Origin of the sequence: Rathayibacter sp. PhB186 (assembly GCF_003751825.1) — a bacterium.
In the GTDB taxonomy this organism is placed as follows: Bacteria; Actinomycetota; Actinomycetes; order Actinomycetales; family Microbacteriaceae; genus Rathayibacter; species Rathayibacter festucae.
The window spans coordinates 54,815-68,412 of the sequence record NZ_RJKO01000004.1; the positions used below are offsets into that span (position 1 = coordinate 54,815).

The window sequence follows — 13,598 nt, forward strand, 5'->3', positions numbered from 1 at the left end:
TGATGCGTGTCAGTCGGCTCGCTCCTCGACGAGGGTCGAGCGCGCGGACACGGCGATGACGGGCTCGCCCGCCTCGAGCACGGCGGTGCCGTACGGAGGCAGCTGCACCGCCGAGTCGACGCCCCAGCCCTCGAGCGGCACGTCGACCGGCGCTGACCCCTGGTTGATCACGAACAGCAGGTCGCCGCGGCGCACGATCTCGACGCCCGCCGGAGCCGCCGGTGGCACGATCACCGAGGCGGCGGTCAGCACCGCGTCGAGCAGCAGGTCGACGCCCTCCGGCGACGGCTGGGTCGCGACGTACCAGGCCGCTCCGGAGCCGTGCACCCGGCGCGTGACCGCCGGCAGACCGTCGAGATCGCCGCCGACGAAGCTCGCGAGCACCGTCGCCGTGGTCGGCACCACGATCTCCGACCACACCGTTCCCACGAACGCACCGAGCTCGAGTCCGTCGACCACCACGGTCGAGTCGACCGCGCCCTCGAGCAGCAGCGGGGCGAACTCCTCGACCCGCACCCCCAGCACCCGCCGCAGCGGTCCCGGATAGCCGCCGTCGTGGATCCGCTCGACCTCGTCGACGACGCCCGAGTAGTACCCCACGAGCAGCACCCCGCCCTCGGCGGCGAACCGCTCGAGCCGCGCAGCGTCCTCGACCGGCAGCACGTAGAGCTGCGGAGCGATGACGACGCGGTACCCGCTCGGATTGCGCGACGGCGGCATGAAGTCGACCGGCACGTTGCGCGCGTACAGCCCGCGGTACCAGCTCTCCACACCCGCGAGGTAGTCGAAGGTCTGCGCGTGAGCGCCGGCCTCCATCGCCCACCAGCTGTCCCAGTCGAGCACGATCGCGACGTCGGCTCTCGAGGAGGCTCCCTCGACGGAGCCGAGCCGCGAGAGCGCGTCCCCGAGCTCGACGACGTCGCGCCAGATCCTCGTGTCGGTGCCGCCGTGCGGCAGCATCGCCGAGTGGAACTTCTCGGCGCCCGAGACCGACTGCCGCCACTGGAAGAAGTTGATCCCGTCGGCTCCGCGGGCGACGGCCTGCAGCGACATCGACCGCATCTGCCCGGTGGGCTTGCGCGCATTCGTCGTCCGCCACTGCACGTGCGAGGTGGCCTGCTCCATCAGCAGCCACGGCCTGCCCCCGCCGAGCGAGCGCATCAGATCGCGCGAGAACGCTGCCTTCATGGGGCTCGCCTCCTCGAACGGGTCGTAGTAGTTGTCGTCCGAGATCACATCGAGGTGCGGCGCCCACCGCCAGTAGTCGAGCGGCTTGAACGCCCCGATGAAGTTGGTGGTGACCGGCATCCCGGGCGTGATCTCGCGCAGGATCGCCTTCTCCATCAGGAAGCACTCGAGCAGCGCGTCCGAGCTGAAGCGGCGGAAGTCGAGCAGCTGCGCGGGGTTGCGGAAGTTCGGTGCGATGCGCGGCGGCAGGATCTGCTCGAAGGAGGTGTAGTGCTGCGACCAGAAGGCCGTGCCCCAGGCCGCATTCAGCGCGTCGAGGTCGCCGTAGCGCTCCTCGAGCCACACGCGGAACGCCCGCGCCGCATCGTCGGAGTAGTCGAGGTTGGTGTGGCAGCCGTACTCGTTGTTGATGTGCCACATCACGACCGCCGGATGCGCTCCATAGCGCTCAGCCATCGCGCGGACGAGCCGAGCGGCGTGCGAGCGGTAGGCGGGCGACGTCGGCGAGTAGTGCTGCCGTGAGCCCGGCCACCGCCGGACACCGTGGTCGTCCTCTGGGAGTATCTCGGGGTGCGCGGCGAACAGCCACGGCGGAGGCGACGCGGTCGCGGTCGCGAGGTCGACTCCGATGCCCGCCCCGTGCAGCAGATCGAGCACGCGGTCGAGCCAGCCGAAGTCGTAGCGCCCCTCCTCCGGTTCGAGCAGAGCCCACGAGAACACGCCGACGGTGACGAAATTCACGCCCGCCTCCTGCATGAGCCGCACGTCCTCGATCCAGACCTCCTCGGGCCACTGCTCGGGGTTGTAGTCGCCGCCGTACTTGAGCGCCATGCGTCAGCCCTTGCTTCCGCCGGCGGTGAGGCCGGACTGCCAGTACCGCTGCAGGAACAGGAACGCGATGATCAGCGGCAGGGTCGAGATCAGCGAGCCGGTCAGCACGGAGGAGAACAGCGCCTCGCCGCCGTTGCCGCGGGTCGCCGAGGCCTGCCACTGCGCGAGCCCGACGGTCAGCGGCAGCAGGTTCTTGTCGTTGAGCATGATCAGCGGCAGGAAGTAGTTGTTCCACGTCGCGACCAGCGAGAAGAGCAGCACGGTCACCATGCCGGGCGCCAGCAGGCGGAAGCTCAGCGTGCGGAAGATGCGGAACTCGCGCGCGCCGTCGATCCGGCCCGCCTCGAGCATGCTGTCGTCGATCGCTCCCTGCGCGTAGACGAGCATCAGGTAGACACCGAACGGATTGACGAGCGAGGGCAGGATGATCGCCCACGGGGTGTCGGTGAGCCCGACCGAGCTGAAGAGCAGGAACGTCGGGATCGCGAGCGCCGTGGCCGGCACCATGATCGCGCCGAGCACGATGCTGAACATCGCCTTCTGCCCGCGGAACGCGTACTTCGCGAAGGCGTAGCCGGCGAGCGTCGACAGCAGCGTCGCTCCGACCGCGCTGACCCCGGCGTACACCACGGTGTTCAGGAGCCAGCGGGTGAAGATCCCGCCGTCGCGTGTGAAGACGTCGGCCGCATTCTGGAAGAACGCGAAGTCGGAGCCGAACGCGAACCCGAACGAGTTGAAGAGCCCGCTGTTGGTCTTGGTCGAGGCGATGGCGAGCCACGCGATCGGCAGCAGGAAGTAGGCGGCGGCCAGCAGCATCAGCGCCGTGAGCGGGAAGCTCGGGCGGTCGAACCGGGGTCGGCGGGACTTCCGGCGGGCCGGGGCCGCTGCTGTCGCGACCGCGGCGGGAGGCGGGAGTGTGGCAGTCATCGCGACCGCTCCTTCCTGGTGGTGCTGAGCTGCACGACGTACGAGACGACCATGATCACGAAGCCGAGGAGGAACGAGACCGCGGCGGCGTAGTTGAGCTCGTTGCGACCGAAGGCCAACGTGTAGGCGTAGAGGTTGGGGGTGAAGGAGCCGTCGATCACGGTCGGCGCGATGGCCTTGAGCAGCTGCGGCTCGGTGAAGAGCTGGAACGAGCCGATCACCGAGAAGATCGCCGAGAGGATCAGGGCGGGGCGGACCGCCGGGATCTTGATGCTCCAGGCGACGCGGATCGCTCCGGCGCCGTCCATCCTCGCCGCGTCGTAGAGCTCCTCGGGGATCGAGCGGAGCGCCGCGTAGATGACGATCATGTTGTAGCCCACGAACGACCACGTCACGATGTTGGCGATCGAGCCGAGCACCCACTCGCTCGAGAGGAACGCGGGCGCCGGCAGCCCGATGCTGCGGGCGATCTGCGCGAACGGACCGAAGTCCTGCCCGTAGAGGTAGCCCCACATCAGCGCCGCGATGACGCCGGGGATGGCGTACGGCAGGAAGATGCTGAGCCGGACGAACCCCGAGAGGCGCAGGCGCCCGGTGTCGAGGATCAGCGCGAAGACCAGCGCCAGGGCGAGCATCACCGGCACCTGGAGCACGAGGAACAGCGCGACGCGTCCGAGTCCGCCGAGGAAGTCGGGGTCGGTGAGCGCGCGGGCGTAGTTGGCGAGGCCGACGAAGCTCTGCCCGCCGACGAGCTGCACGCGGTAGAGGCTGAGCCAGAACGCGTAGACGAGGGGGACGACGAGCATGAGCGCGAACACGATCATGAACGGTGCGACGAAGCCGTAGGCGGCGAGCGTCTTCTGGCGGGTCGCGGGCGACGCGCGCCGGCGCTCGGGCGCGCGGCGGGCCGGCGCCGGAGCGGTGGCGTGTGCGGTCATGGTGCTCTTCCTGCTGGAGGTCGATGAGAGGGCCCCGGAGCTCGCGCCCCGGGGCCCTCCTCTCTTACTTGACGGTGAAGCCCTGGCTGGTCGCGTACTCCGTCACCTGGTCGTCCCACGCCTGGAGGGCGTCGGTCAGGCTGGTCTTGTCGGTGAGCGCCTTGCCGAAGGTGTCCTGGTAGGCCTCGGCCACCGGGTCCATGAACGGGAGCCACTGGAAGTCGGCGCTGACCGTCGGCGAGATCTCGGAGTAGAGCTCGTTGGTCTTCTGGCCGCCGAAGAACTCGACCGGCGCGTCGGTGAACGCCGGGTCCTCGAGGGCCGAGGTGGCCGCGGGGAACAGGGACAGGTCGTTGCCCATGGCGAGCGCGGAGTCGTGGTCGCTGTTGATGAACTCGGCGAACTTCGCGGCCGGGATCGGGTTCTGGCTGGTGCCGATGACCGTGTTGGCGGATCCGCCGACGCTGCCGGAGACGTCCTGACCCTCCTCCCACTGCGGGAGCTTCGACGCCGACCACTTGCCGGCCGTGTCGGCCGCGGTGCCCTGCAGGAACTGCGGGCCCCAGGCGGCGGCGACCCAGGAGGCATACTTGCCGCTCGCGAGGCCCTGGTACCACTGGTCGGTGAAGTCGGGGTCGGTCGAGACGAGGTCGGAGTCGACGAGCCCCTGCCAGTACTCGGCGACGTTCTCCATCTCCGGGCTGGTCAGGTCGATCCCGACGGTCTGCTCGCCGTCGTAGCTGAACGGCGTGGCGCCGCCCTGCCAGAACAGACCGAGCGTCGCGGTCGCATTGCTCGGCGAGATGTTGGCGATGTACGTCGACGGGTCGGCCGCGTGGATCGTGGCGGCGTCGGTCGCGAACTCGTCCCAGGTGGCGGGCGAGGTCGTGATGCCGTTGGCCGAGAAGATGTCGTTGCGGTAGAGCAGGCCGAGGGGGCCGGTGTCCTGCGGGACGCCCCAGATGCCGTCCTCGGTGGCGACCTGGTCCCAGGCGAAGTCCTGGAACTGCGACGAGAGGTCGGTGTCGAGGTAGGGGGTGAGGTCGGCGAACTGCTTCTCGAGGATGAACGAGGGCATGTTGTGGTACTCGATCTGCGCGACGTCGGGGGCGCCCTTACCCGCCTTCAGTGCGCTGCGCAGCTTCGTGTAGTAGTCGCTGCCCGAGCCCACGTTGACCAGGTCGACAGTGATGTCGGGGTACTCCTCCTCGAACATGGCGACCTCGGCGGAGAGGTCGTTCCAGGTCCAGAAGGTGATGGTGGTCGGAGTCGTCATCGCGGTGTCGATGTCGTCCTGCGACACGTCCGCAGCCGCCGGTGCGGCCGACGGCGTCGAGCATCCGGTCAGCACCAGGACGGAGCCGAGAGCTGCAGCCGCCAGCATCGTCGCTGCGCGGCGGGAGGGAGAGCGCATGTTCACTGCTTTCGATCGGCCGTCGGTCCCCTGTCGGAGCCGGCGGCGGGTGACCGACGGACGTCGCCTCGTCGGTGAGATCGGTTACCGGTAACAGTTGCTGTTACCGGTAACCGCAACTGCGAGAGTAGGCGCACCCGCCATCGAGCGCAAGGGCGGGAGTGGTCCGCTACCGGGAGGCGGTCGAGGATCGGACGACGAGCGCGACCTCGTCGGGAGCCCCCGGGCTGTGCTCGGCATCGCCCCGGCCCTCGATCATCCCGATCAGCTGCTCGACCGCCGATCGGCCGCGCTCGGCGAAGTCGAGCCGCACCGTCGTCAGCGGCGGCACCGTGAACGCCGACTCGGGCACATCGTCGAAGCCGACCACGCTGACCTCGCCGGGGACGTCGACGCCCCGCTCCCACAGCGCGCGGAACACGCCCATCGCCATCTGGTCGTTCGCCGCGAAGATCGCCGTGGCCTCGAGTGGATCGGAGAGGCCGCGGACCGCCTCGTACCCCGACTCCGCCGTCCAGTTCCCCTCCACCACCGGCATTAGGGGGAGGCCGGCCGACTCCAGTGCCTCGCGGTAGAGGGCCTCGCGGTTGATCGCCGAGATCCAGTCGCGCGGGCCCGAGACGTGCAGGATGCGGCGGTGCCCGAGCCCCAGCAGGTGCTCCATCGCGAGCCGCGCGCCGCGGGTGTTCAGGCTCTCGGTCGCGGCAGTGCCGTCGTAGAGCGGCTCGGTGTCTGGGAGGAACGGAACGCGGTGCTCGAGGCCGGCGAGCGCATCGCGCAGGCGGCGCGTGGGCGCCATCGCGAACACTCCGGCGAGCTGCTGGTCCTCGAGGAGGTCGATGGCATGGGCGATCTCGACGTCGTCCTCGGGGTCGAGGCTGATGATGTCGAGGAGGTACCCCGCCTCGCGCGCCGCCCGCGCGGCTCCGGTGACGATGCGGTTCGGCCCGAGCTCGTGCAGCTGGTAGACGAGGGCGCCCAGACGATAGGAGCGGTTGGTGGCGAGGGCACGGGCCGTCTGATTGGGACGGAAGCCGAGCTCCTCGATCGCCGCCTCGATGGCGGCGCGGGTCGCGTCCCGAATGGTCGTGCCCTTGACATAGCGCGACACCGACTGGTGCGAGACCCCCGCGCGATCGGCCACGTCGTAGATGGTCGGGCGCCGCCGCGCGACAGTGACCGGAGCCATGCGCCACCCACTTCCCTCAAAGCAGAACCATACGACCTCGAGACGGTGCCCGCCGCGGCCCAGGGCGTCGAAGCCTCTCCGGCCCGTTCCTTCATCCAGCCCTGCCACTCGGTCCGCGTCGTCGGGACCAGCCACGCTACTCGCATCGCCATGACCGCCCCTGTTGCCCTCGATCGCGACCAGGTACCGTGCCGACGGCCCGTTCTGCGCCAGCAGACGCCTCCCGGTCACTCCGAAGCGCTCGACGATCCGCCACCGAGCAGGTGTCACGACGGTGACGGCGTCGGCACTGTGAGCCCTTCGGCCTCGGCTGACGAGCCGGAGTCCGGTGTGCTGAGCATCGACCTCAGCACAGCTCTGCAGAACTCTCGTGGGTCGCAGCCTCGTGAATCCGGGCCGCCTCGAGAAATGCGCGCTGCCCCGGCGCGAACCGTGGATCGAGGGCCGTCGCTCGCTCTGAGGCGGGGCGTCGTCCTCCCGGTGCGATGACGGCGCGCAGTCAGCACTCGATCCCGCCCGGCGGCCGCTGTCGAGCGACGGGCGACTCTCATGCCGAGACGCTCGACCGCGCGCCGTCGCGCAGCCAGCGCACGAGCCGGCGGAGCAGGCGCCGGTGCTCCGGGGATGCGTAGGACTGCGCGTCGTGCCCCAGCGCGTCGTACGCGGCGCGTCCGAACTGTGCGTCGGCCTCGCGGACCCACACGAGCGGATGCTCGATCCCTCCGTGCTCGTGCGCGGCGAGCACCTGCACATCCGGTGAGACGCGCAGGTAGGAGTAGCGCTCGTCGTCCACCGTGAAGTCGTCGATGCCCTCGGTCAGCGCATGCGGCCGAACGCGCACCGACGCGAGGCTCTGGTCGGGATGCATCGAGACGCCGCGCAGCCATCGACCGCCGAGTGCGGACTCCCACTCGTCGAGTCCTGTGAAGCTCGTCGAGGAGACGTGGACGGCCAGCAGCGGTCGCCGGCTGCCGAGGTAGCGGCGCAGACCGACGGCGGCGTCGCGTGCGGGCACGTCGGCTCCGTCGCGGGGCAGTCCCACGTTGATCGCCAGGAGGTCGGGGAGCGGCCCGGTCGCGAGGGCGGCCAGGGCGGCATCCACGTCGTCGGCGACGTCGACGCGGTACCCCCCGTCGCGGAGGGCGTCCTCGACCGCGGGTGTCGTCGCGGCGAAGGGGTGCCACGGGTCGCTGTAGCGGCCCGTCCCGGTGAGGAGCGCGCACCGAGGATCAGCCACCCGCTCACCGTAGCCGCTGAGAGGTGAGAGCCACCCTGCTTCAGTCACCGGTCAACCCAGCCGACGGATTGTGAAGGACATCGTGGCGGACCGTGCCGTGGCGCGGTACGAAGGCAGGACCCCCGGGCCGCCGGAGTTGGAACCGATGCCGTGGTGGAACGCATCCACGGTCAGCCAGAGGAGATCGGACGGGGGCAGCTCGAACGGGTGGGCGGCGGCGTCGAGCTCGGCCGGTGTCCACCGCCCGAGTGTGAAGCCGACGGGCGCGTCGAAGTCCATGCGCACGCCGGTGCCGTCCTCGCGGATGAGCTGCAGCATCACGCAGCCGCCGCGGCGACCGCTCTCCTGCGGGCGCACGTTCGGCACTACGAGCTGGTCGACGTCGGATGCGTAGCGTCCGAACCGGGCGGCGGCTGCGGTGTCGGCGTACGACTCCCCAGGCCCCAGGCCGAGCCAGTCGACGTGCCGGATCTGCGGGTCGACGGGGATCCGCACGCCGACCAGCGGCGGCGGGACCGCGACGACCTCGTCCTGGACGGGAGGCCCGACGCTCCAGGGGCCGAGGGGCTCGAAGTCGATGCGGAGGCACGTGTCCGACTCCGTCCCGCTCACGCCGAAGTCCGCCCGGTATCCACTGCTGCGTCCGGTGCCGATCGCCGTGTCCCGTGTGACCTCGCCGCTGTCGGTCGTGATGGTCTCGGTGCGGTGTGCCAGCCGGTCGAGGGCGAGTTCGCGCCATTCCCGCACGACGCCGGAACCCAGAAAGCCGCGATCGTTGTCGGTGGGCGCGCGCCAGAGCTCGACCCGGGCAGAGCCGAAGCGGACCGGTCCGTTCGGCGCGGTCTCGAGCGATCCGGTCGGTCCGGTCGATCTCTTCGAGACCGGGGGAGTGCTCGGCGCCGGCGCGGGGCCGAGCGGCAGGGCGCAGGCCGCGATCCGGTGTCCGGCCGGAGCCCAGCTGGTCGCCTCGTCGAGACGGATGTCGACCAGGAGCCAGGCGCGGCCGTCGCTCGCGGCCTCCGCCTCGGGGCCGAAGCCGGAGGGTAGGCCGAGGACGGCTGTCTCGCCGGGCGCGATCCGCGGGAGGGGGAGGTCGAGGGTCGCCGACTGCTCGCCGTCGGTCTGCGCGCGAAGGCGGATGGTCGCCGCAGGAGTCGGGATCGAGTCGTAGCGACTGCGGATCACGAGGGAGCCCTCGGCATTGCGGCTCACTCGGAGCGGAGAGAAGACCGCGGCCACCGTGGCCAGCGCGGGCTGCGGCGTGCGATCGGCGAACACCAGCCCGTCGGCGACGTAGTTGCCGTCGTGGTGCGCCTCGCCGAAGTCGCCGCCGTAGGCCCAGAAGGTCCCGGAGCCGTCCGGGGTCCTCCGCTCGATGGCCTGATCGATGAAGTGCCAGACGAAACCGCCCTGCAGCCGGCGGGACCCCTCGAAGGCGCGGTCGTACTCCTCAAGACCCCCCGGCCCGGTACCCATCGCGTGCGCGTACTCGCAGAGGAACACCGGCAGGGTGCGCCGCCGCTCGTCGTGTTCGGGCGTCGATGCCGGCGGCTCCTCGCCGCGGCCCATGCGCTCGACCTGCTCGACGGTCGGGTACATCGGCGTCCAGGCGTCCACCGAGGCGCTGTCGGGATCGCCCTCGTAGTGGATCAGGCGCGTCGGGTCGATCTCCCGCGCGCGCGCCGCCATCAGCCCGATGCTCAGCCCCGAGCCGGCCTCGTTGCCGAGGGACCACATGATCACTGACGGGTGCGCGCGGTCGCGCACCACGGTGCGGGTGATCCTGTCCAGCAGCGTCGGAGTCCAGGCCGGATCGTCGATGGGATTGCCGGCCCAGCCGAGGTCGTAGTAGCCGTGGGTCTCGACGTCGCACTCGTCGATGACCCAGAGTCCGTGCTCGTCGCAGAGTTCCAGGAAGCGGGTCGAGGGCGGGTAGTGGCTGGTGCGGACCGCGTTGATGTTCGCCTGCTTCATCAGCAGGATGTCGGCGAGGTGATCCTCCTCGGTCAGGGCGCGGCCGGAGTGAGGGTTCCACTCGTGCCGGTTGACACCGCGGAAGAAAAGCGGCCGGCCGTTCACGCTGATCAGTCCGTCCTCGACGGCGACGCGGCGGAAGCCGATCGTGAGCGCGATGGACTCGGTCGTGGTGCTCAGCTCGCCTCGGTACAGACGCGGGCTCTCCGCGCTCCACGGTTCGATCACGAGGTCGTCGACGGGCGTGCCGACGGGGCGGTCGTGAAGACCGAGCTCAGGGAGGGAGAAGGTGGCGTCGGAGCGCGTCGAGATCGTCAGCGATCCACGACCGGTCTCGGGGTCGACGTCCGCGACGATCGTGTGATCCTCGATCCCGCCGATCGGACGCAGTTCCACCGAGACGCTGCGGAAGAGACCGGAGAGCCACCACATGTCCTGGTCCTCGAGGTAGCTGCCCGCCGAGAACTGGTGCACGCGCACGGCGATCACGTTGGAGCCGGCGGCGACGGCGTCAGAGATGTCGAACTCGTGCCGCAGCCTGCTGCCCTGGGCGTCCCCGATCCGGATACCGTTGACGAAGACGGCGAACGCCGAGTCGACCCCGTCGAAACGCAGCAGCACGCGGCCGGGGTGATCCGTCAGCTCGAACCGTCGACGGTACTCGCCGGTCGGATTGTCGTCGGGAACGGGCGGGGCGTCCAGCGGGAACGGGTACTGCACGTTCGTGTAGGCAGGTCCCCCGTAGCGCGGCTCACCGGGCAGGCCCGCGAACTGCCAGTGCCCGGGCACGGCGATGACGTCCCAGTCGGCGTCGTCGAATCCGGGTGCCTCGAAACCAGCGGTGCAGGCCGCGGGCCCGGAGGCCAACCGGAAGCGCCACTCGCCGTCGAGGCTCACTCGTGCCGCGTCGGAGCTCGCATCCGTCCGCGGCGGGAGGACGCCGGCGCCCGGAGCGCGCGATTCGACGTAACCGAAGTCGATCGCGCTCACGACTCCTGCTGCACCAGCACGATCGACCACGGCTCGACCGCGAGCGACAGCTCGAGCACGCCGGAGGCGTCGACCTCGATCTCGAGTCGGCGAGTGGCGCGCGCGAACGCGTCGATGGCGGCGGCCTCCGTCCTCGAGAGGTTGAGCGGCGAGCCGATGCGGCGCCACTCGTGCATCGCGTTGCCCGAGACCTCGTCGACGATCTCGATCACGAACCGCGAGCCCGGCTCCAGTCCCTCCAGTCGCAACGGGAGCATGGTGACGCTCCCCAGGCGGAGGGTCGCCTCCGCGACATCGCGCGAATCGAACGAGGCGGGCACCGACTGGGTCACGTCGTCGGGGTAGTGGTGCAGGAGCGCCGTGAGCCGGCCCGTAGCCGAGTCGCGCGTCACGACGCCGTGGGACCCGAGGGTGAGCACCTCGTCGCCGAGGGAGGACAGGAAGCGGTAGGCGTGATAGCTGGGCTTGGGGATGCCGTGCTGCGTCAGCATCCCGAAGCCGCCGTGGAAGGGCTCTTGTCCGCCTCCGTTCTCCTCGAAGATGTCCGTGAAGGTCCAGTAGGCGAGCGAGTCGACGGTTCCGATCGAGTCGAGGTTCGTCTTCACGATGAAAGTCGCGGCCTGCAGATGGTCGTGCGTGTAGTCCCGCGGGCTCGAGCTCGAGCTCCACTCGGTCAAATGGATCTCCGCCGTCGGGAACGCGGAGGCGTCGACGATCCCGCGCACGGTCGCGAGGTCGGTGGCGGTGGCATCGACGCCGCGGGTGAGTCGCGCGCCTCGGCCGTGCTCGTCGAGGGCCCAGTCGGTCGGATAGGGGTGCACGGAGACGAAGTCCACCGGCAGCGACTCCGCCGCGGCGTACTCCAGGAACTCCTGGAGCCAGACCGGCTGCCAGTCCAGGCGATCGAGCTGCTCGGAATCGAGGCCGACGGTGTGCAGCGAGATGTCCTCGGTCTCGCCGGCGAACCGCGCATCGGGAACGAAGTTGCTCGTCGCCGGTCCGCCCACGCGCAACGCGGGGTCGATGGCGCGCACGGCGCGAACGGTGCGTCGGTAGAGCTCGAAGTACTCCGACCGCGTGCCACGGAAGAACGGCTCCAGGTTCGGCTCGTTCCATACCTCGAAGTACCACGTTCGGATCTCGTCCAACCCGTAGCGCTGCGCCCAGTGCTCGGTCGTCGCGCGGACCAGCTGCTCCCACTTGTCGTAATCCGTCGGCGGCGCGCCGTTCGCACCCCACCAGAACACTGTGCCCGTCTCGCGGGCCAGCTCGGTCGGCATGAAGGCGAACTCGACGAACGGGCGGATGCCCATCTCGAGGAGGCGGTCCACCAGCTGATCGACGTACTGGAAGTACGGCTCGACGCGGCCGCCCACCTCCCGGTAGACGAACATGTCGTCGTGGAAGAGGCCGTGGAAGCGCACGTACCGGAAGCCCATCACGTCGACGACCTCCTGCAGCTGCCCCTGCCAGTCGGCGCGGAGACCTTCGTTGGCCCGACCAGCTCCGACGACGACGTTCCAGAAGTGCCGGAGCGGCACTCCCGATGCGTCCGCGCGGGTCGCCAGGGGGCTGGCCTCGCGGCCCGCCGGCGATCGCAGGGTCTCGAGGGTCATGGGAACTCCTTCGATGGTGACGGCGCGAAGCGAAAGAATATGTGCGCGCGCACTTAAAGTAGCTGCGAACGGGTGCATCGTCAATTGCTCGACGTGTCCGTTAGCGCGCGCATCCCCGACGGCCGGCTGTGATCCGTCCGCCGATCGCGCCGGGGGCCGCGTTCTGCAGCACTGCGGCTACTGTGAACCCGGACATCTCCCGCCGGGAGGTCGGACCGGATCCTTGAGGAGGCGTCGACGTGGCTCGAGCGAAGACCAGGCCGAACATGGATGACGTCGGCAGGCTCGCCGGCGTCACTCACCAGACGGTCTCGCGCTTCCTGAACGACAAGGGCTACGTCAAGGAGGAGACCCGCGCCCGCATCGAGGACGCGATCAAGCAGCTCGGCTACCGCCAGAACCGCATAGCCCGCTCCCTCGCGCTGGACAAGTCCGACGCGGTCGGTCTCCTCGCGGTGCGCGGACCGGGAAACGGCATCTTCGAGGACATCGTGCACGGCATCGGGCGTGCGGCCACGGAGGCCGGCTACTCGGTGACGATCGTCAACCTCGAGGTGGATCCCGACGCGCCGGCCGCAGAGATCTCCGTTGCGGCGGCGCTCGAGAACATGCTCTCGGCGGGCATCGACGGCCTGATCGTGCTGTCCGGTTTCACTCGCGTGCTCGACGTGGTGATCGCGCACGGGGCGACCCTTCCGGTGATGCTCTTGTCCAGCCCTGAGACCCCCGGGCTGGGCCTGACCGTCATCGATTCCTTCCGCGGCGGCGAAATCGCCGCGGAGCACCTGATAGCACTGGGTCATCGTCGCGTCATTCACGTCCGCGGGGCGGCCAACAGCTTCGAGGCGGCGCAGCGCGAACTCGGCTTCCGTGCCGGGTTCGCCCGCGTCGGCGTCGAGCCGCGCGTGCTGCAGGGGCAGTGGACAGCGCTCTCGGGCTACGAACTCGGCAGCGAGCTCGCGGCGCAGCGAGACTTCACGGCGGTCTTCACCGGCAACGACCAGATGGCCCTCGGCGTGCTGCACGCCTTCGACGAGCACTCGATCGGCGTGCCCGACGAGGTGAGCGTGATCGGCTACGACGACATCGACGGAGCCGCGCACTTCCATCCGCCTCTGACGAGTCTGCGGCAGGACTTCGAGGGCGAGGGCTACCGCGCCTTCCAGGCGCTGCTCGACATGCTCGGAGGCGCGGGCTCCACCCCGCGCGTCGTCCTCGACCCCGAGCTCGTCGTCCGCGCGTCGACGGGCCCGGTCGGCGCGGCATCGGCCTAGCCGACGCCGCGCCGAACCCG

General features: G+C 70.0%; 9 protein-coding genes. 1 reads left to right on the forward strand and 8 read right to left on the reverse strand.

The annotated features are described in order from the left end of the window. Positions 1-9: 9 nt before the first annotated feature. The 8 genes from EDF45_RS12085 to EDF45_RS12120 form a co-directional block, all read right to left on the reverse strand. The gene (locus EDF45_RS12085) at positions 10-2,019 is read right to left on the reverse strand and encodes a beta-galactosidase (protein WP_123736512.1); all 2,010 of its coding nucleotides are present in this window, start codon (positions 2,017-2,019) and stop codon (positions 10-12) included. Positions 2,020-2,022: 3 nt separating this feature from the next. Further along, positions 2,023-2,946 (reverse strand): carbohydrate ABC transporter permease, encoded by a 924-nt coding sequence (locus EDF45_RS12090; protein WP_123736511.1) that lies wholly within the window; start codon positions 2,944-2,946, stop codon positions 2,023-2,025. Then, positions 2,943-3,884, reverse strand: coding sequence for a carbohydrate ABC transporter permease (locus EDF45_RS12095; RefSeq protein ID WP_123736510.1), 942 nt, complete (start codon positions 3,882-3,884; stop codon positions 2,943-2,945). The genes EDF45_RS12090 and EDF45_RS12095 overlap by 4 nt, the downstream gene beginning before the upstream one ends. Positions 3,885-3,948: 64 nt before the next feature. After that, positions 3,949-5,298, reverse strand: coding sequence for an ABC transporter substrate-binding protein (locus EDF45_RS12100; protein ID WP_123736577.1), 1,350 nt, complete (start codon positions 5,296-5,298; stop codon positions 3,949-3,951). A gap of 169 nt (positions 5,299-5,467) precedes the next feature. Beyond that, entirely contained in the window at positions 5,468-6,487 is a 1,020-nt protein-coding gene (locus tag EDF45_RS12105; protein ID WP_123736509.1) for a substrate-binding domain-containing protein, read from the reverse strand. 547 nt (positions 6,488-7,034) lie between these two features. After that, a complete protein-coding gene (locus EDF45_RS12110; RefSeq protein ID WP_123736508.1) occupies positions 7,035-7,724 on the reverse strand; it encodes a ThuA domain-containing protein in 690 nt (229 codons plus the stop codon). 51 nt (positions 7,725-7,775) lie between these two features. Beyond that, on the reverse strand, positions 7,776-10,688 hold the full coding sequence (locus EDF45_RS12115) for a glycoside hydrolase family 2 TIM barrel-domain containing protein (protein ID WP_123736507.1): 2,913 nt from the start codon (positions 10,686-10,688) through the stop codon (positions 7,776-7,778). After that, a complete protein-coding gene (locus EDF45_RS12120; RefSeq protein ID WP_123736506.1) occupies positions 10,685-12,304 on the reverse strand; it encodes a GH39 family glycosyl hydrolase in 1,620 nt (539 codons plus the stop codon). Before EDF45_RS12120 ends, EDF45_RS12115 begins: the two co-directional genes overlap by 4 nt. A gap of 266 nt (positions 12,305-12,570) precedes the next feature. On the opposite strand from EDF45_RS12120, the gene EDF45_RS12125 reads away from it, so the two are divergent. Continuing rightward, positions 12,571-13,578 carry a LacI family DNA-binding transcriptional regulator gene (locus tag EDF45_RS12125; protein WP_123736505.1) on the forward strand — a complete coding sequence of 336 codons (1,008 nt, stop codon included), beginning with the start codon at positions 12,571-12,573 and terminating at the stop codon, positions 13,576-13,578. The last annotated feature ends 20 nt before the right edge of the window (positions 13,579-13,598 follow it).